This window comes from Paraburkholderia solisilvae, from assembly GCF_902859875.1.
GTDB classification, from domain to species: Bacteria; Pseudomonadota; Gammaproteobacteria; order Burkholderiales; family Burkholderiaceae; genus Paraburkholderia; species Paraburkholderia solisilvae.
In genome coordinates this window covers 1-18,212 of sequence record NZ_CADIKF010000085.1, presented here as the reverse complement: position 1 = coordinate 18,212, position 18,212 = coordinate 1, and the positions used below count along the sequence as shown (strand labels likewise).

General features: G+C 65.5%; 20 protein-coding genes. 8 read left to right on the top strand and 12 right to left on the bottom strand.

The window, feature by feature from the left end; all coding sequences use genetic code 11:
• The 8 genes from HV675_RS30875 to fliR all read left to right on the top strand — a co-directional run.
• On the top strand, positions 1-543 hold a 543-nt coding region (locus tag HV675_RS30875), incomplete at its 5' end, for a flagellar hook-length control protein FliK (RefSeq protein WP_175115255.1).
• Positions 544-762: 219 nt separating this feature from the next.
• Complete coding sequence (gene fliL, locus HV675_RS30870; protein WP_175115254.1) at positions 763-1,275, top strand: flagellar basal body-associated protein FliL; 513 nt, start codon at positions 763-765, stop codon at positions 1,273-1,275.
• A gap of 59 nt (positions 1,276-1,334) precedes the next feature.
• A complete protein-coding gene (gene fliM, locus HV675_RS30865; protein ID WP_175115253.1) occupies positions 1,335-2,333 on the top strand; it encodes a flagellar motor switch protein FliM in 999 nt (332 codons plus the stop codon).
• Positions 2,326-2,817 (top strand): flagellar motor switch protein FliN, encoded by a 492-nt coding sequence (fliN, locus tag HV675_RS30860; RefSeq protein ID WP_175115252.1) that lies wholly within the window; start codon positions 2,326-2,328, stop codon positions 2,815-2,817. The genes fliM and fliN overlap by 8 nt, the downstream gene beginning before the upstream one ends.
• A complete protein-coding gene (gene fliO, locus HV675_RS30855; RefSeq protein WP_175115251.1) occupies positions 2,814-3,431 on the top strand; it encodes a flagellar biosynthetic protein FliO in 618 nt (205 codons plus the stop codon). The genes fliN and fliO overlap by 4 nt, the downstream gene beginning before the upstream one ends.
• Before the next feature lie 120 nt (positions 3,432-3,551).
• Positions 3,552-4,301, top strand: a complete 750-nt coding sequence (gene fliP, locus HV675_RS30850; protein WP_175115250.1) for a flagellar type III secretion system pore protein FliP — start codon at positions 3,552-3,554, stop codon at positions 4,299-4,301.
• Positions 4,302-4,349: 48 nt separating this feature from the next.
• Positions 4,350-4,619 (top strand): flagellar biosynthesis protein FliQ, encoded by a 270-nt coding sequence (gene fliQ, locus HV675_RS30845; protein WP_175115249.1) that lies wholly within the window; start codon positions 4,350-4,352, stop codon positions 4,617-4,619.
• 43 nt (positions 4,620-4,662) lie between these two features.
• On the top strand, positions 4,663-5,454 hold the full coding sequence (gene fliR / locus HV675_RS30840) for a flagellar biosynthetic protein FliR (RefSeq protein WP_175115248.1): 792 nt from the start codon (positions 4,663-4,665) through the stop codon (positions 5,452-5,454).
• A 96-nt stretch (positions 5,455-5,550) separates the two neighbouring features.
• On the opposite strand, the gene flgL is transcribed toward fliR, so the two are convergent.
• From flgL to flgB, 12 genes are all read right to left on the bottom strand, one after another.
• On the bottom strand, positions 5,551-6,807 hold the full coding sequence (flgL, locus tag HV675_RS30835; RefSeq protein WP_175115247.1) for a flagellar hook-associated protein FlgL: 1,257 nt from the start codon (positions 6,805-6,807) through the stop codon (positions 5,551-5,553).
• 11 nt (positions 6,808-6,818) lie between these two features.
• Positions 6,819-8,813 (bottom strand): flagellar hook-associated protein FlgK, encoded by a 1,995-nt coding sequence (gene flgK / locus HV675_RS30830; RefSeq protein WP_175115246.1) that lies wholly within the window; start codon positions 8,811-8,813, stop codon positions 6,819-6,821.
• 322 nt (positions 8,814-9,135) lie between these two features.
• Positions 9,136-9,891, bottom strand: coding sequence for a flagellar brake protein (locus HV675_RS30825; RefSeq protein ID WP_175115245.1), 756 nt, complete (start codon positions 9,889-9,891; stop codon positions 9,136-9,138).
• Positions 9,892-10,138: 247 nt separating this feature from the next.
• A complete protein-coding gene (gene flgJ, locus HV675_RS30820; RefSeq protein WP_175115244.1) occupies positions 10,139-11,092 on the bottom strand; it encodes a flagellar assembly peptidoglycan hydrolase FlgJ in 954 nt (317 codons plus the stop codon).
• A gap of 16 nt (positions 11,093-11,108) precedes the next feature.
• Positions 11,109-12,293, bottom strand: a complete 1,185-nt coding sequence (locus tag HV675_RS30815; protein WP_175115257.1) for a flagellar basal body P-ring protein FlgI — start codon at positions 12,291-12,293, stop codon at positions 11,109-11,111.
• Between the two features lie 35 nt (positions 12,294-12,328).
• Positions 12,329-13,039, bottom strand: coding sequence for a flagellar basal body L-ring protein FlgH (gene flgH / locus HV675_RS30810; RefSeq protein WP_175115243.1), 711 nt, complete (start codon positions 13,037-13,039; stop codon positions 12,329-12,331).
• Between the two features lie 50 nt (positions 13,040-13,089).
• Positions 13,090-13,878, bottom strand: a complete 789-nt coding sequence (flgG, locus tag HV675_RS30805) for a flagellar basal-body rod protein FlgG (RefSeq protein WP_175115242.1) — start codon at positions 13,876-13,878, stop codon at positions 13,090-13,092.
• A gap of 75 nt (positions 13,879-13,953) precedes the next feature.
• Positions 13,954-14,715, bottom strand: a complete 762-nt coding sequence (gene flgF / locus HV675_RS30800) for a flagellar basal-body rod protein FlgF (protein WP_175115241.1) — start codon at positions 14,713-14,715, stop codon at positions 13,954-13,956.
• 55 nt (positions 14,716-14,770) lie between these two features.
• Entirely contained in the window at positions 14,771-16,063 is a 1,293-nt protein-coding gene (gene flgE / locus HV675_RS30795) for a flagellar hook protein FlgE (protein WP_175115240.1), read from the bottom strand.
• A gap of 24 nt (positions 16,064-16,087) precedes the next feature.
• Positions 16,088-16,756, bottom strand: coding sequence for a flagellar hook assembly protein FlgD (locus tag HV675_RS30790; RefSeq protein WP_175115256.1), 669 nt, complete (start codon positions 16,754-16,756; stop codon positions 16,088-16,090).
• A gap of 67 nt (positions 16,757-16,823) precedes the next feature.
• Entirely contained in the window at positions 16,824-17,246 is a 423-nt protein-coding gene (gene flgC / locus HV675_RS30785) for a flagellar basal body rod protein FlgC (RefSeq protein ID WP_175115239.1), read from the bottom strand.
• Positions 17,247-17,344: 98 nt separating this feature from the next.
• On the bottom strand, positions 17,345-17,830 hold the full coding sequence (flgB, locus tag HV675_RS30780; protein WP_175115238.1) for a flagellar basal body rod protein FlgB: 486 nt from the start codon (positions 17,828-17,830) through the stop codon (positions 17,345-17,347).
• Positions 17,831-18,212 lie beyond the last annotated feature (382 nt).

Here is an 18,212-nt window from a genome sequence, read left to right as displayed (position 1 = left end):
ATCGCGGCGACGCAGGCAGGCGCCGCGCCGGGCACAGCCGCGACCGGCGGGTCCGGCGCCGCGCAGTCGGCGAAATCGGGCTCCGCAGACTCGGCGGCCGATGCGCTCGCGCCGGAAGTCGGCACGACGGATTGGGACGAAGCGCTCAGCCAGAAGGTCGTGTTCATGTCGAACGTGCGTCAGCAGAGTGCGGAGCTGACGCTGAACCCGGCGGGTCTCGGACCGTTGCAGGTCGTGCTGCAGGTCGCGGACAACCACGCGCATGCGCTCTTCATGTCGCAGCACCCGCAGGTCCGCGAGGCGGTGGAAGCCGCGCTGCCGAAACTGCGCGAAGCGATGGAACAGAACGGCATCAGCCTCGGCAGCACCAGCGTGAGCGACGGCTTCGCGCGGCAGGGCGGCCAGCAGCAGGCGCAGGACGGCGGCCGCAGCGGCGGCACGGGCGGCCGCTACGGCGACGTGGCGGACAACGGCGCGGCCACGACGGTCGCCGCGGCTGTGCCGACGCGTCGCACGGTCGGACTCGTCGATACGTTCGCCTGAGAGGAGACGGGCGCGGGCAAACGCGCCGGCCATGAGCCGGCGCATGCGCGGACAGGCTCGCGGGCGGGACGCGGTCGTCAGGGACGACGAACCCACGAGCTAACCGCGAATCCCCCCTCTTTTCGACCCATTACAGCGCGTGCATTTAACGAACAATGCACGCTAGCCAACTGACTTCACGCTGACTCCGGACAGCCGGCGCACTCACCAACACGACACATGGCCACCACGACCGCAAACCCGCAAGCCGCCGCGCAGCCGCGCGCGCCAGGGCTGATCAAACGCACGCTCTTGATCGCGCTGATCGCGCTCCTTGCGGCTGCGCTCGCAGGCGGCGGCACCTGGTTTTACATGAGCCGTCACGAGAGCGCGCCGGCGCAAGCCGCGCAGCCCGCGAAGCCGGCGCCCGCGCCGATCCCGGTGTTCTTCGCGCTCGATCCGATGACCGTCAACCTGCAATCGGACGACGGCGAGCAGCACTATCTGCGCATCGGCCTCACGCTCAAGCTCAACGACCAGAAGACGCAGGATCATCTGACCGCGCATATGCCGGAGATCCGCAGCCGCGTGCTGCTCGCGCTGTCGAACAAGCACCCGGAAGATCTCGCGCCGCTCGAAGGCAAGCAGGCGCTCGCGAAAGAACTCGCCGCGCTGATCGAAAAGCCGACCGAAGCCGGCAGCGAGCCGGTGCACGTCGACGACGTGCTGTTCACCGAATTCGTCGTGCAGTGACGCTGCGTCGCGCCAGAGCGCGTCTTCCCCAATCGCGAACCGACGCACAAGGAATCTAGATGGGCCACGAAGAGTTCATGTCCCAGGAGGAGGTCGATGCCCTCCTGAAAGGCGTCACCGGAGAGCGCGACGACTCGGCCGATCAGGCCGAGCGCACGGGTGTCCGCCCGTACAACATCGCAACCCAGGAGCGCATCGTCCGCGGCCGGATGCCCGGCCTCGAAATCATCAACGAGCGCTTTGCGCGCCTGATGCGCGTCGGCATTTTCAACTTCATGCGGCGCACCGCCGAGATTTCGGTCGGCCCGGTGAAGGTGCAGAAGTACAGCGAGTTCACGCGCAACCTGCCGATCCCGACCAACCTGAATCTGGTGCACGTGAAGCCGCTGCGCGGCACGTCGCTGTTCGTGTTCGATCCGAACCTCGTGTTTTTCGTGGTCGACAACCTGTTCGGCGGCGACGGGCGCTTCCATACGCGCGTCGAAGGGCGCGACTTCACGCAGACCGAGCAGCGCATCATCAGCAAGCTGCTCGGCCTTGTGTTCGAGCATTACACGACGGCCTGGAAAAGCGTGCGCCCGTTGCTGTTCGAATTCGTGCGCTCGGAGATGCACACGCAGTTCGCGAACGTCGCGACCCCGAACGAAGTCGTGGTCGTCACGCAGTTCTCGATCGAATTCGGCTCGACCGGCGGCACGCTGCACATCTGCATGCCGTACTCGATGATCGAGCCGATCCGCGACGTGCTGTCCTCGCCGATTCAGGGCGAAGCGCTCGAAGTGGACCGCCGCTGGGTGCGCGTGCTGTCGCAGCAGGTGCAGGCAGCCGAAGTCGAGCTGACGGCCGATCTCGCGCAGATCCCGATCACGTTCGAGAAGATCCTCAACATGAAGGCGGGCGATGTACTGCCGATCAACATCCCCGAATTCATCACCGCGAAGGTCGACGGCGTGCCGGTGATGGAATGCGGTTACGGAATTTTCAATGGTCAATACGCGCTGCGGGTCCTGAAGATGATCAGCGCTGCGGATACGATGAAGGAAGGCGGATATGAGTGACCTGAACGCGACTCCCACCCCGAACCCGGCGCCGGCCATGCCGCTGCCGGAACTCGCCCCCGACGCTGAAGCCGCGGCGGCAGCCGCCGGCGGCGAAGCGGCCGAGCCGGCGCTCGACGATTGGGCAGCCGCGCTTGCCGAGCAGAACGGCAACGACGTGACGCCAGCCGCTACGGCGGGCGTATTCCAGCCGCTCTCGAAGGTCACCTCGACCGCGACGCGCAACGATATCGACATGATCCTGGACATCCCTGTCCAGATGACGGTCGAACTCGGCCGCACGAAGATTGCGATTCGCAACCTGCTGCAGCTCGCGCAGGGTTCGGTCGTCGAACTCGACGGGCTCGCCGGCGAACCGATGGACGTGCTCGTCAATGGCTGCCTGATCGCACAGGGCGAAGTGGTGGTCGTCAACGACAAGTTCGGCATTCGCCTGACCGACATCATCACGCCGTCCGAGCGGATCCGGAAACTGAACCGATGAAACCCGCAGTGATCGCGGCCGGGCCTTCGGCGTCCGTGCGCGATGTGTCACGGCGCGTCATGCCGCGCGCCCTCGTCGTGAATCGCGTCGCGGGTGCGCTGGCCGCACTCGCCGCGTTCGCCGCGCCGCCCGCACGGGCAGCGGATATCAACGCAGTCAATCACGCCGCACAGATCGCATCCGGTGTCGGCGCGGGCTCCGCGGTGCCGGCGCTCGGCGCGGCCGCGGTGCTGCAAACCGTCCTCGGCCTCGTGTTCGTGATCGCGCTGGTGTTCGGCTGCGCGTGGCTCGCGCGGCGGCTCGGCCTGCAACCCGGGCGGCACGGCGGTCTGGTGAAAACCGTCGGCGGCACGTCGCTCGGCGGCAAGGAGCGTGTCGCGGTCGTCGAGATCGGCGATCGCTGGCTCGTGCTCGGCGCGGCGCCCGGCAACGTGCGGCTGCTGTATGACATGCCGGCCGGCACGACGCACGCGGGCTTTCCCGGCGAGCCGGCCACCGACGGCTCGCCAGCCGCAAGCGGGGGCCTACCCGGCAGCTTCGGCCAACGCTTTCGCGACGCGCTGAAAAGCGAAGCGGCGAAACGCCTGCAGCGGCATACCGGCGGAGATCGATAGATGCAAGCGAATCGTTCCGCCGCGCGCCGTGACGGCGCGGCCCGTTCATTGAGCGCGGCATTGACCGCGGCATTGCCCCGCGCATTGAAGTCTTTCGCGCGATTCATTGCTTCAGCCGCTATGCGCCGGACCCTCGCCGCCCTTCTGTTGCCCGCGCTGCTGCTGGCGCTGCCGACCCTGTCGTTCGCGCAGGTGGCGGGTCTGCCGGCTCTGAACGCGACGCCGGGCCCGAACGGCAGCACGACGTACTCGTTGAGCGTGCAGACGATGCTCGTGCTCACGATGCTGACGTTCCTGCCGGCAATGGTGCTGATGATGACGAGCTTCACGCGCATCATCATCGTGCTGTCGCTGATGCGCCAGGCGCTGGGCACGACGACCACGCCGCCCAACCAGGTGCTGGTCGGTCTCGCGCTGTTTCTGACGCTGTTCGTGATGTCGCCGGTACTCGACAAGGCCTATAACGACGGCTACAAGCCGTTCGCGGCCGGCACGCTGTCGATGGACGACGCCGTGCAGCGCGGCGTCGCACCGTTCAAGACGTTCATGCTGCGCCAGACGCGCGAAACCGATCTCGCGCTGTTCGCGAAGATCGCGCATACGCCGCCGATGCAGGGACCGGAAGACGTGCCGCTCTCGCTGCTGGTGCCGTCGTTCGTGACGAGCGAGCTGAAAACCGCGTTCCAGATCGGCTTCACGATCTACATTCCGTTCGCCATCATCGACCTCGTGGTCGCCAGCGTGCTGATGTCGATGGGCATGATGATGGTGTCGCCGGTGACGATTTCGCTGCCGTTCAAGCTGATGCTGTTCGTGCTGGTCGACGGCTGGCAGCTGCTGATCAGCTCGCTCGCGCAAAGCTTTACCTAGCGCGCTCTTCACGGCGTTTTTCAACCCAGGCACCGGAGCCGAACCGCGATGACTCCAGAATCCGTCATGACCCTGTCGCACGACGCGATGCGCGTGGTGCTGCTGCTCAGCTCGCCGCTGCTGCTCGTCGCGCTCGTCGTGGGTCTCATCGTGAGTCTTTTCCAGGCGGCCACGCAGATCAACGAAAGCACGCTGACGTTCATTCCGAAGCTCGCCGCCGTCGCACTCACGCTGGTGATCGCCGGCCCGTGGATGCTGACGACGATGACCGACTACATGCGGCAGGTGCTGTTAAACATTCCGAACGTCGCGAACTGACAAAGACGCGCGGCACGGCGCTCGAGGGCAAAGGCAGTCCGGCATGTTCACCGTCACCTATGCACAACTGAACGCGTGGCTCACCGCGTTCCTCTGGCCGTTCGTGCGCATTCTCGCGCTGGTGGCGACCGCGCCCGTATTCGGCAATACGGTGGTGCAGATACCGACGAAAATCGGCCTCGCCGGCTTTATGGCCATGATCGTCGCGCCGACGCTCGGGCCAATGCCGCCGGTGACCGTGTTCTCGGCTGCCGGTATGGGAATCCTCGTCAACCAGTTTCTGATCGGCGCCGCGCTCGGGTTCACGATGCAGGTCGTGTTCGGCGCCGTCGAGTTGGCCGGCGGCCTGATCAGCCTCGGCATGGGTCTCGGTTTCGCCACACTCTTCGACCCGCAGTCGAACGCCTCGACCGACGTGCTGTCGACCCTGCTGAACATGATCGCGACACTCGTGTTCCTCGCGATCGATGGCCACCTGCAGGTGATCAGCGCGCTCGTGATGACGTTTCAGTCGGTGCCGGTCGACGCGAATCTGCTGAATGCGCCGGGCTGGCGCACGCTCGCCGAATGGGGCACGACGCTGTTCGCGGCCGCCCTGCTGCTGGCGCTGCCGGTGGTCGTCGCGCTGCTGATCGCCAACCTGTGCCTCGGTATCCTGAACCGCGCAGCGCCGCAGATCGGCATCTTCCAGGTCGGCTTTCCGCTCACGATGCTGGTCGGCCTGGTGCTGATCCAGCTGATGCTGCCGAACATGATTCCGTTCTTCGCGCGCCTGTTCGACAACGGCATCGACGAAATGGGCCGCGTCGCGCTCGCGTTGCGGCCTGCGCCGTAGCGCGGCGAGCGCTTCGCGCCGGCACAAAAAAAGCGCAGCGCCTGCTTGCAGGCGCCGCGCTTTTGCGTGGTTTCCGTTCAGCCCTGTGCGGCAGGCTCAGGTATTGAGGACCGAGAACAGCGACAGTTGCGAAACCGACGCGAACGACTTTTCAGTGGCGTTGAGCATCGTTTCCGCCAGCGACAGACTGCTCAATATCGACGGCTGGTTGGCCTCCACGAGGTCATTCAGGGTGGTCTGGTTCTGCAACGACTGCGCCCCGTTGATCGACTGCAGCGCCGTGACCTGCTGCGCGCGCCCCCCGACCGACGCCTGCACGGTCGTCACGTTCGTCAGCGTGTTGTTGATCTGGGTTTGCGCGGTGGAAAGCGCGTTCTCGATGTTCGCCAGGCCCGTCGGATTGTCGTCCGCCGGGTTCTGCAGCGCCGACATCACGGCGTCGATCGCGGCGAACACGTCGGTATCGCCCTGCGCCGCCGGCGTAACCGTGAACGAGTCGCCCGCCTCCGGTGTGCCCGAGATCGTCACGGTCTGGCCGCCGCCGAGGTCGATCGTCTGCGGGCTGGTGCCGGTGCCGGTGTACTGCTGAGCCGCGCCGACCGGCGTGGGCGGGGTGGTCGACGTGTTGTCCACCTGGTAGGTCAGATTGCCCGTGGCCGGATCGGTGGCGAACGTAATCGAATACGGCACGTTGTTGCTCGTCGCACCCGGTGTCGTGATCGTGACCGCGCCGATCACGCCCGTGCCCGTATTGGTGGACGCGCCCTCGGCAACCGGATCGGAAATGTTCGGCAGCACGCTCAGGAACACGCTCGAGCCATTGTCGGCAGTCGCGACCGACGTCGAATTCGAGATTTGCAGCGTGCGCGTCCCAAAGTCGCCGTTGTACGTCACGCCGCCGTTCGACGCATTCGAAAACGGTGCGACGTTGCCCTGAAAACCGGAGAAAACGAAGCTGCCATCGGGTTCGGTGGTGTTCGCCTCGGTCATCAACTGGTCGCGCAACCCCTGAAGCGCCTTCACGGCAGCCTGCCGGTTGCTGTCATTGATGCCGGCCGAGGTCAACCCGCCCAGCTGGGTCAGAATGCTTTGCAGCGTGTTTCCAACGCTGGACAGCGCCGAACTCTCCGTGTTCAGCATGGTCGACGCCGTCGACTGGTTCGTCGCGAACTGCGCGAGCATCGCACCGTTCGCCGACAGCTGCACCGCCTGGGCGGCGCCGAGCGGGTTGTCAGCGGGCGTCGCGATGGCGATGCCGGTCGATGCCTCCTGCTCCAGCTCCGCGAGCACCGACTGCTGGTTATCCATGTTCTGGATGGTGTTCTGGTAAATCTGTGCGGTAGTGATACGCATCGTTCAAGGCCTCAGTTGACTGCTTGCAGCAGTGTCGTGAATAGCGACTGGGCGGTCGTAATCACCTTGCTGGCCGCCTGGTAGAGTTGCTGGTATTCGACCAGGTTGGTGGCCTCCTCGTCGAGGTTCACGCCCGATACCGATTGCTGCTGCTGCTGGATCTGCGAAAGCGTGCTGCCCGTCGACAGCGCCAGAGATGTCGCGCCGGACGCCGCGCTGCCGACGTTGTTCACGAAGTCCGCGTAGCCCGTGGTCAGCGTCGTGCCCTGGAACGCGGTGCTGGCGGAAAGCTGGGAGATCGCGTTCGCATTGCTGCCGTCGTCGACGCCGCCGGTGTTCGGTCCGATCGTGAAGGTGTCCTGGTCTTTCGGCGTGCCCGTCAGGGTGAACGAAATGCCATTGGGCGATGCCACCGGCGGGCCGGGGTTGGTGATCGTGTACGTGTCGCCGTTCGTGGGATCGTACGGCACCGGCGTGTTCGCCGACGTGATCGTGATCGGTTGCGGCGGGTTGCCGAAGGTCACGGTCGAGCCGACCGGGAAGCCGGTGAGCGTACCGGCCGTGGCGTTGTAGGTCAGCGTAAACGGTGAACTGATCAGGAAACCCTGACTCGCCGCGCCGATCGCAATCTTCGCCGAGCCCTGGTTGGCGCTCGCAGCCGACGCGACGGCCGGCGACGCGGCCGCGATCGTCGAGCCGTCGCCGCCCGGCGTCACGAGACCGAAGCCGTCGAGCGCACCTTCGGTCGGCTGGATCGTGTACGAATCGCCGGCTGCCATCGTGCCGTTGATCGTCAACGAGACCCCGCCGATCGTGATCGGGTTTCCGGCACTAGCCGGCGACTGGCCGAGCACCTGACCCGTCGTTGTGTCGGTCAGCGTGTAGTTGGTGCCGTCGAACGTCAGCTTCATGTCGTCCGAGGGCGGCGAAGCCGGATTCGTCAGCGTCGCCGACACCGTCGCGCTGCCGGTATTGTTCAGATTGGCAATCACGTTCGGCGCCGGGACCTTGAACAGGGCCGCACCGGGATTGCCGGTCTCGTCCTGACCCAGTTCGTTTTGCGCGTTCACCTGCGCCGCGAAGCTCGTGGCGAGCGCGCCGAGCTGCTGCGCGGCGGGAATCAGCGTCTGGTCGCGAAACTGCAGCGTGCCGCCGAGCGTGCCGCCGGTCACCGCGGAATCAGGCAGCACCGTCGTGACGAACGAGCCCGGCTTGGTCGAATCAGGCTGCTGGTAAGTAATCGCCAATTGGGACGGATTGCTCGGCGACGGGGTCGTTCCGAGCTGGAAGCTCTGGTTGCCCTGCACCAGCGCCATCCCGTTCGACAGCGAGACCGAATAGCTGCCGTCCGCGGCCTGGGTCACATTGACGCCGACCAGTTGCGACAACTGCGCGACCGCCGCGTCGCGCGCGTCGAGCAGCTGGTTCGGCGGCTGGCCGCTGGTGCCGGCGGCGGCGATCTGCGTATTCAGTTGCGCGATCTGCTTGGTCAGATTGTTGATCTGCGGGACCGTGCCGGTGAGCGTCGTGTTGACGCCCTGCTGCATCTGGTCGATCTGCTGACCCAGCTCGTTGAGCTGGGTGGCGATCGATTGCGCGTCGCTCATCACCGTCTGACGGTCCGGTCCGCTGCTCGCGGCACCCGAAAGGGTCTGCAGGTCCGCGAAGAATGTCGAGAACGCGGCGCCTACCCCACCGGTCGGATCGCCGATCTCATTCGACAGGCCGGTGACCAGTTGCGAATACGTGTTGATCGACGAGCTCTGTGACTGTACGGAATTGAGTTCGGTGGTCAGCGTGTTGCTGAACTGGCGCTGGATCGTCACGGTCGTGACACCGCCGCCGATATAGCCGGAGCCGGTAAACGTTTCGTTCCCTTCGGCAAACATCGCGATCTCGCGCGAATAGCCGGGCGTCGTCGTGTTGCTGATGTTGTTGCTGGTCGTCGAAATGGCTTGCTGTGCTGCGTTCAGCCCGCTCAATCCAATGGCAAAAAGATTCGACATGCGTGCTCCAGAAAGACGCGCCGTGCGACGCCGCGCCAATTGCGTGAACAGGCGGTATATCGGCCTCGTGCGCCGAAAATTTAGGGTTTGCGTGGCCGCCGTGCCAGATTTCCAGGCTGGCGGCCGGGCGTGCGACCGGCGGTACGCGAAACACGCGCCGACATTTCATTATCGGCAGCCGCGGCGCAAGTCAAAACGAAGAGAAAGGGGGAAAGGAGGGGCTATATCGGCCGCGTACGGAGGGATCGGCGCGCGGCCGATCGCGCCGATTGCGCTGATCGCGCCCGAAGATGCCGGCGCAATCGGGTTCAGCGTGACGTCGTCACGCCCGCACGAGCGAGCGGCGCTTCATCTCGAGCTGCGTAATCAGCCGCTGCAGCGTGTTCTCGGCGCTGCCCGGCAGCGACATGAAGCGCAGGCCGAGCAGGTAACGCGTGCCGCCGCCATGCGGCAGCGGCGTGGCCCGCAGCGACACGATCTGCAGGTCGAGCGACAGCGTGCCGACGCCGTTCAGGTTCACTTCGACGTCGGGCAGGACCGTGCTCAACGGCAGCATGGCCACGCGGTCGTCATTGGTGCGCAACCCGATGCCGCCCAGCGACAGGTCGTGAATCTCGAAGCGGAACGTATCGCCTTCGGGCAGCTTGCCCGAGCAGTAGTACGGGTTGAGGATCGGCGTTTCGACGCGAAAATACTCGCGCCGCTGGATGTAGTACAGCACCTCGGGAAACGCGGCCTCGAATGCCGGGCGGCCTTCGAACGACGTTTCACGCGGCGTGCCGGTGCCGAACTCGACGCGCACGCCTTCCGGCGCCGCGAGGAAATGGCAGTGGGGCGCGGCAAGCAGGCCGCGGTTCTGCTCGGGCAGCGCGCCCCAGTCGAACACGAAGGTCTGGGTGCGCACGTCGACGTCGAGAATACGCGTCACCAGCTGGCCGCCCTTGTACTGCACGGTCAAGAAGTCGCCCCGGTTGAACAGGTTGCGCAGCTGAACGCCGATTTCCAGCGGATTTCGCCGGCCGAAGTGCTCGGTCGGTTCGATGTCCTCCGCCTGGGCGGTCGACAGATTGGGTTCCATGATGTCGTAGTCTCGCGATGCGAACCGCCGGCCCCGCCGGCGACACGCGTATTCTATGACCGGCTCGCCGGCATCCTCCGGCAATCGATCTTTACGCTATAGCGGCAATTATCCGGCGAAGTTTAGTGTTCGATCGCAAATAATTTCGGCGCGCGCGCACCGGCCGGCCGCACCAGGCGATCGGCGGCTCGCGAGGTATGCGAAGCGGGTAGCGGGGAACCGCGGCAAACGGATGCGCGGGTGTCGCTCAGCCCATCTGCTGCATGATCGACATCAGCTTGCGCGCGTAGTGCGGATCGGTCGCGTAGCCGGCGCGCTGCATGCCGGCGGCGAAGCCCGCCGCATTCTTTCCGTGCGACGCGTTCAGCACCGCCGCATAGCGCGGATTGCTCGTCAGCATGCTCGCATAGTCCTTCATCGCCTCGTCGTACGACGCGTACGAGCGGAACTTCTCGACCTTGCGCTGCGGCTGGCCGTCGACATACTCGGTCGTCACGGTCGACACCGTGTCGCCGGTCCAATCCTTGGTCGCCTTGATGCCGAACACGTTGTGGCTCGTCGAGCCGTCCGGCTTCCTGATTTCGCTCTTGCCCCAGCCCGATTCGAGCGCGGCCTGGCCGACGATAAAGCGCGCGGGGATGCCCGTGGCGGCGCTCGCCGCCTGAGCCGGCGCGGCCAGCTTGTTGACGAACGCATCGACTTTCGGCGACTGGCCATTGCCGCGCAACGGCGGCGTCAACGCGCTATTGGCCGAGTAACCGCCGCCCGACGCGAGTGCGCCGTTGGCCGCCGGATTCGCATACATGCGCGCGAGCGAGTTCAGCGTCGTGAGCGGGCTGGCGCCGCCGGCGCCGCCCGCATCGCTGCCGTCGAGCGGAATATTCGCCTGACGCGCGAGCTGCTTGATCATCATGTTGGCGACGCCGATGCCCTTCGACGCCATCTGCTGCGACAACTGCTCATCGAGCATCGACATGAACTGCTCGCCCTCGCGCGAATCGAGCGGGCTGTCCTGCGGCGTCGCATCGCGCATGCTTTTCAGCATCATCTGCGTGAATACCGCGTCGAACTGACGCGCGGCGACCTTCAGGCCGGCCTGCGGCGATGCCTTGGTCTGCGCGCGCAGCGCGTCGAACCCCTGCACGTCGAGGGCAAAGCGCTGGTCGAGATCCGTTGCGGGCTTCGGGGAATCGGCATTCATCGGTCGTGCTTCCTGCTTAAATGATTTCCAGGTCGGCGCGCAACGCGCCGGCTGCCTTCATGGCCTGCAAGATCGACATCAGGTCGGCCGGCGTCGCGCCGAGCGCGTTCAGCGCCTTCACGACGTCTGCGAGGTTCGGGCCGGCCGTCACATAGCGCAGCGCGCCGTTGTCCTGCTTCAACTGGATCTGCGACTGCCGCGCGACCACCGTCTGGCCGTTCGAGAATGCATTGGGCTGGCTGACCACCGGCTGCGTATTGACGACCACCGACAGATTGCCGTGCGCGACCGCGCAGCTGTCGAGCGTGACCATCTGGTTCATCACGATCGAACCGGTGCGCGCGTTCAGGATCACCTTCGCGGCGGACTTCGCCGGCTTGATCTCGAGGTTCTGCAACTGGGCGAGGAACGACACCTGCGAGGCGGTGTCGCCCGGCGCGCGCAACTGGATCGTGCGGCCGTCGAGCGCGGTCGCGGTGCCCATGCCGAACGCATTGTTGACAGCCGCGACAATCTTCTGCGCGTTGTCGTAATCCATATCGTTCAGGTCCATTTCCATCAGACCGCCCGCCTGCGCGACATTGACCGGCAACGCGCGCTCGACGATCGCGCCGTCCGTGATGCGTCCGGCCGCAAGCTGGTTCACCTGCACGCGGCTGCCGTTCGCGCTCGCGCCCGCGCCGCCGACCGCCATGTTGCCCTGCGCGAGTGCATAGACCTGACCGTCCGCGCCCTTGAGCGGCGTGAGCAGCAGCGTGCCGCCGCGCAAGCTCTTGGCGTTGCCGAGCGACGAGACGGTCACGTCGATCGCTTCGCCGGGGCGCGCGAACGGCGGCAGCGTCGCGGTCACCATCACCGCGGCGACGTTCTTCAGTTGCAGGTTCGCGAGCGGCGACACGCCGCCGTTGGTCGCACCGGCCTGCTGGTTGTTGATGCCGATCCCGAGGTTCGCGAGCATGTTCGCGAGCGTCTGCGTCGTGAACGGCGTTTGCGTGGTCTGGTCGCCCGTGCCGTCGAGACCGACCACGAGCCCGTAGCCGATCAGCGGGTTGTCGCGCACGCCCTGAATCGAGACGAGATCTTTGAGCCGCTCCGCGTGCGCGGCCGGCGCCGCCGCCACGAACAGTGCGAGCAGCGACACCGCGCAAAGCGCCGCACGCGCCGCGGTCCGCGCCGCCCGCGCGGCACGGAGCGCGCGCATCGAGGCTTGACGAAGAGTGAAGGCGTTCATCGTCATCACCACGGCGAAATATTCAGGAAGAAGCGTTGCAGCCAGCCCATCTGCTCGGCTTCGTCGATATAGCCCTTCGCCGAGTATTCGATCTTGGCGTCGGCGACTTCCGTCGAGAACACCGAGTTGTCGCCCGCGACCGTATTCGGATTCACGACGCCGGAAAAGCGCACCCACTCGTTGCCCTGGTTGATCAGCATCTGCTTCTGGCCGCTCACGACGAGATTGCCGTTCGGCAGCACGTTCGTGACCGTCACGGTGAGCACACCGTTGAACGTGTTCGACGCGTTCGCGCCGCCGCTTGCCTGGAACTGGTTCTGCCCGTTCGCGGCGAGATTCGCCTTGTTGAAGAGGCCGGACAGGAAGTTCGCCTGCGTGACCGCGACATTGGTGCTGCCATTGCGGTTCGCGTTGGCGCCCGACGCCTTGGTCGCATTGACGTTTTCGGCGATGACGATCGTCAGAATGTCGCCGACGTTACGCGGGCGCTGGTCTTCGAAGAGCGGATGCCCGGCGGTGCCCGGATTGAAGATCGAGCCCGGCGGCTGCAGCTGCGGCGGAACCGGCGGCAGCGCCGTCATCGGCTGTTGCACGATCGGATCCTTCGGCTGGAGCGCGCAGCCGGCCAGCGTGCCGGCGAACGCACCCGCGGCCGCGAGCCGCAGCGCCGCGCGCGCGACACCGGTGCGAACCATGGGACTGGTGAGGTGCGACATCTTCGTAACCGTCTGCCTGGTAGACATCTATTCGACGCGACGAACGCCGTTCAAATCTGCATCTGACTGAGCGTCTGCAGCATCTGATCGGACGTGGTCACGGCCTTACTGTTGATTTCATACGAGCGCTGGGTCTGGATCATGTTCACCAGTTCCTGCACCACATTCACGTTCGACGTTTCGACGAAGCCCTGCTGCAGCGAGCCGATGCCGTTCAGGCTCGGCTGGCCGACATTCGGCGCGCCCGACGACTGCGTTTCCTGCACGAGGTTCTGACCGATCGAGTCGAGGCCGGCCGGGTTGATGAACGTCGCGAGCTGGATCGAGCCGATGTTCACCGTGTTCTGCGAGTTGCCCTGCGTGATCGATACGGTGCCGTCCTGGCCGATCGTCAGGCCGGTCGCGTTTTGCGGCAGCGTGATGGCCGGCACCAGCGGAAAGCCGCTCGTCGTGACGAGCCGGCCTTGCTGGTCGATCTGGAACTCGCCGTCACGCGTGTACGCGAGCGTGCCGTCCGGCATCTGCACCTGGAAGAAGCCGTTGCCGTTGATCGCGAGGTCCTTCGTGTTGCCGGTCTGCGTCAGGTTGCCCTGCGTGTACAGACGCTCGGTCGCGACCTGCTGCACGCCGGTGCCGACCTGGCTGCCCGACGGAATCTGCGTGTCCTGCGTCGAATTCGCACCCGGCTGACGCAGGGTCTGATACATCAGGTCCTCGAACACCGCGCGTGAGGCCTTGAAGCCGTTCGTACTGACGTTCGCGAGATTGTTCGCGGTCACGTCCATCTGCGCCTGCTGCGCGTTCATGCCGGTCGCGGCAATGTAGAGGGAGCGGTTCACAGTCGTTATTCTCCTGGTGTTACACCATGGGTTCCAGCGGCGAGCGCGACCAGCCCGTGCCCTCGCTGCTGAAACTTAGCTGCTGAAACTCAGCAACTGATTGGCCGCCTGCTCGTTGGTGTTGGCGGTCTGCATCATCTTCGTCTGCATCTGGAACTGGCGCGCGTTGGTGATCATCGACACCATCGCGGCGACCGGATTCACGTTGCTGCCTTCGAGCGCGCCGGCCACGACCTGCACGTTCGGATCCTGATCGGCCGGATTGCCGTCGCCGGTGCGAAACAGTCCGTCGTCGCCGCGCGTCATCGAGTTCGGATCCGGATTCACGAGCTTGATCTGGTCGACCAGCGCGATCGCATTCGGCGGATCGCCGGGGGCCAGCACCGAGATGCTGCCGTCCTTGCCGATCGTCACCTGGGACTCCGGCGGCACCGCGATCGGGCCGCCGTTGCCGATCACCGGCAGATTGTTCGCGGTGACGATCTGGCCGTTCTCGTCGACGTGCATATTGCCGCCGCGCGTGTAGGCCTCGTTGCCGTCCTGCGTCTGCACAGCGATCCAGCCGCTCCCCTCAACCGCGATGTCGAGCGGGTTGCCGGTCTGCGAGATCGGGCCGGGCGTGTAGTCCGAGCCCGGCGTCGCCGACAGCACGAAGGTGCGCGTCGTCTGGTCGTTGACCTGCGAGCCGTCGCCGAAGCTCATCGGCACGGAACGGAAGTTCGCAAGCTGCGCGCGAAAACCCGTGGTCGACGTATTGGCGAGGTTGTTCGCGACGACGGCCTGCTGATCGAGCGCTTGCGTCGCGCCCGTCATCGCGGTGTAGATCATTCGGTCCATGGCTCGTTCCCTTGTCAGGATGCGCGCGGCAGCATCGTCTGCCGCGCCTGCCGCATTACAGGTTGATCAGCGTCTGGTCGAGCGTCTGCTGCGTCTTGATCGTCTGCGCGTTCGCCTGATAGTTGCGCTGCGCGGTAATCAGGTCGACGAGCGAGCCGGTCAGATCGACGTTCGAGCTCTCGATCGCGCTGCCCTCCACTGAACCCAGGTTCGACGAGCCCGGCACGCCGACTTGCGGCTGGCCCGAATCGGACGTCTGCGCAAACTGGTTGTTGCCGAGGTTCTGCAGACCGTTCGGATTCTCGAAGTTCGCGACCAGCACCTGGCCGAGCGTCGCGGTGCGGCCATCGGTGTAGGTGCCGGTGATCGTGCCGTCCGAGCCGATCGAGAAGTTCGACAGTTGCGACGTGCCGAAACCGTCCTGTGTCGGTGCGGAAGTCGTCCCGCTGTCATTGGTGGTGCCCGAACTTGCGTCGCTGTTGCCGAACTGGGTCGTGCCCGTCAGGTTGAGCGTGATGGTCTGAGCCGCGGCGCCGTCGGAGGGAGTCAGGTTCAGCGAGAAATCGCCAGCCGGAGTAAGCGGCGCACCCGCCCCGCCGCCCGTGGGCGCAGGACCGGCTGCCGAGGCCAGCGCGCCCGACTGGTTGAAGGTCATGCTGCCGAGGTCGGTCGGCGTCTGGCCCGACGGGCCCGCAAACACTTCCCATTGGCCTGCGGTCGCGCTTTTCACGAAGTACAGGTTGACGGTGGTCTGGTTGCCCAGCGAGTCGAAGGTCTGGACCGACGTGGTGAAAGAGTAGCTGGTCGGATCCGATGCGCTGAAGGTGGCGGTGGTCGGCTGCGGCGCGGAGGCGTCCAGATTGACGCCGAATGTCGCTTCTGTGGTCGCGATAGGCGGCAGCAGGCTCGCGTTCGGAATCTGGATCGGCACGACCTGGCCGGTCTGCAGCTGGCCCTGCGCATTCGCCTCGAAGCCCATCAGCTCGTTGCCTTCGGCGTCGACGATGAAGCCGTTCTGGTTCTTCGTGAACTGGCCGTTACGCGAATACGTCACCGTGCCGTTCGGGTTCTGCATCTGGAAGAAGCCATTGCCGTTGATCGCCATGTTCGTGGCGACGTCGGTCGTCGTGATCTGGCCTTGCGAGAAGTCCTGCTGCACACCGGCGAGGGTGGTGCCGATGCCGATCTGGTTGTTGACCGAGGTCGCGATCGAATTCGCGTACAGATCCGCGAATACCGCGGCGCTCTGCTTGAAGCCAACCGTCTGCACGTTGGCGATGTTGTTGCCGACTACGTCGAGGTCGTTGCTGGCTGCCGCCAGACCACTCAAGGCTGAGTTGTAACCCATGTTGCGCTCCGCATGTAATCAGGTTCAAAGGATGCCCGAAGGGCCGCCGTTCAATGGGACGGTTGTACCGTTGACAAGTGTGAGACCCGTGGTGCCGTCCGCCTGCGTGACGATGCCTCCCACCACGATGCCGGTCAGTGCGACCGGCGCGTTGCTGCCGGTCGCGGTGCCGCCCGCGTCCGTCACCGAGAATGTGTAACTGCCCACCGGCAGCGGGTTGCCCGTGTCGTCGACCGGGTTGAAGCCAGGAGCCGGAATCACGCCGGCCGGCTGGGCGCCGAGATCGACCGTGCGCACCACCTGACCCGACGAGTTCATGACCTTCACCTGCAGGTCCGACGCCGCGGCCGGCAGCTTGATGCCGAACGGCGACGCGGCCTCCGTAGTGCTGGTCGTGCCGTCGGCATTTGTCGGAAAATTGACCGTAATCCCGTCGCCCGGCACGAGCACGGTGCGCCCGATCAGCGACGCAGCCTGGCCGGTCTCGCTTGCCGACAGTTGCGCCGACAACGAGCCGAGCGACGAATTGAGCTGCGCGATGCCGCTGACCGTATCGATCTGCGCGAGCTGCGACGTCATCTGCGAGCTGTCCATCGGCGAGGTCGGGTCCTGATTCTGCAATTGCGTGACGAGCAGCTTCAGGAACGTCTGCTGCAAATCCGCCGCGGACGTGCCCGCCGCGTTCGGGCCCATCGTGTCGGTGGGCGTGTTGTTGGTGTTCGTACCGTTGTTTCCGATTGGCGTACTCAAGACATGCTCCTCAGGTGCCGATGGTCAGCGTTTTCAGCATCAGGTTCTTCGCGGTGTTCAGCGTCTCGATGTCGGCCTGGTACGATTGCGACGCCGAGATCATGTTCACCATTTCCTGCACCGGGTCGACGTTCGGCTGCGTCACGTAGCCGTCCGCATTCGCCGCCGGGTTGCTCGGGTCGTAAGTGGTCTTCATCGGCGTCGGGTCGTCGATCACGCCCGTCACCTGGACACCGCCGACCTGCTGCCCGGAAGCCGAGCGCGCGCCGCCCAGCGGATCGACCGCGAACACGACCTGCTTCGCGCGATACGGCTGGCCGTCCGGCCCGGTCGTGCTGTCCGCGTTCGCCAGATTCGACGCGGTCACGTTCAGGCGCTGCGACTCGGCGCTCATCGCCGAACCCGCCACCTTGAAGATGTTCATCAATGACATGGCTTTGCAAGCCTCCTCGTTACTTCAACCCGTAGCGTAAATTTTTGGTGCTGCCTGTGTGCTGCTGCGCCGCCGCGCCGCCGCGACGCGCGCGCCGCCTAGCTGCCCGACGTGATCGCCGACAGCAGACCCTTGATCTGCGCCGACACCAGCGTCATCCCCGATTCGAGATGCAGCGTGTTGTCGGCGAACTGCACGCGCTCCGCGTCGAGGTCGACCGTGTTGCCGTCGAGCGAGGCCTGCGCGGGAATCCGGTACTTCAACTGGCCGTAGTCTTCGACCGGACCGCCGGTGGCGATCAGCTTCGCCTTGCCTGCCATATGGCCGGCCTCGGTGGTCGCCATCGTCATGCCGTCGGTCACGCCGGCCGGCTGCGTCATCGCCAGCCGCGCCGCGCCTGAACCGGACCCGCCATTGGCCTTGTGCAACGCGCCGGCGAGCGACGACGAAAAGTCGATGTCGCGCGCCTTGTAGTTCGGCGTGTCGGTGTTCGCGATATTCGACGACAGCAACTCCTGCCGGTACGCGCGCACGTCGAGCGCTTCCTTGTTGAACGCAAAGTCCTGATCGAGCCTGTCAAGCATGGGGCGTATCTCCGTCTGAACGGTCCGCAATCTTTGTCCGCCTGGCGCCTCGCGTCGCCTGCCGCCGCAGGTGAGCAGCGGCGAAAGCACGGCGCGAAGGCTTTTTCGCATGGACTGCATCTTAGGGTCGCCGCGCAAGGGCCAATTGAACGAATAGCCGGGGAAGCCCCCCTCTATTCGACGTTTGCCGGCAGGGGCCGCTCTCTAGAATGCCCTTCGTACCGTTATGTACTCTTGCGTGCCGTTTGCCCGTCTGTGCGGCACGTGCGTCATCGAATCTGGAGAATTGCCATGGCCCTGCCCGCTTTCGCTGCCCTGCCCGGCGTGTCTCGCGCCGCGCGGCTGCACGGCGCGGCGCGGCTCGCACGGCGCGCTTGCGCCG